The organism is Bittarella massiliensis (ex Durand et al. 2017), from assembly GCF_017566145.1.
GTDB lineage: Bacteria > Bacillota > Clostridia > Oscillospirales > Ruminococcaceae > Bittarella > Bittarella massiliensis_A.
Genome location: NZ_JABFCL010000172.1, coordinates 1 through 226, shown reverse-complemented (window position 1 = coordinate 226; position 226 = coordinate 1). Strand labels below are relative to the sequence as shown.

Sequence of the window (226 nt, the reverse complement as noted above, 5' to 3'; positions counted from 1 at the left end):
GATCAGATCCGTCTCCCCCAGATTTTCTACAGTAAGATTCGGACAGACCTCATGGATCTTTGCGATCACTTCCAAAATGGAGACAACATAACGCTTTTGCCCCTGTCCATTTGCCTTCAAAAGTCGTACCGGTTTCAACCGGTTGACGATTGTCTGGTCAGCACATTCCATAGAGAGGATATCCCCCAGAAGGACGTCCGACTTTGTCACCTCTTTATTCTTATCC

At 46.9% G+C, this 226-nt stretch carries 1 protein-coding gene; it reads right to left on the bottom strand.

Annotation, left to right across the window (positions count from 1 at the left end):
* On the bottom strand, nucleotides 1-226 hold a 226-nt coding region (locus HJY11_RS13920; RefSeq protein ID WP_208076494.1), incomplete at both ends, for a stage V sporulation protein AA.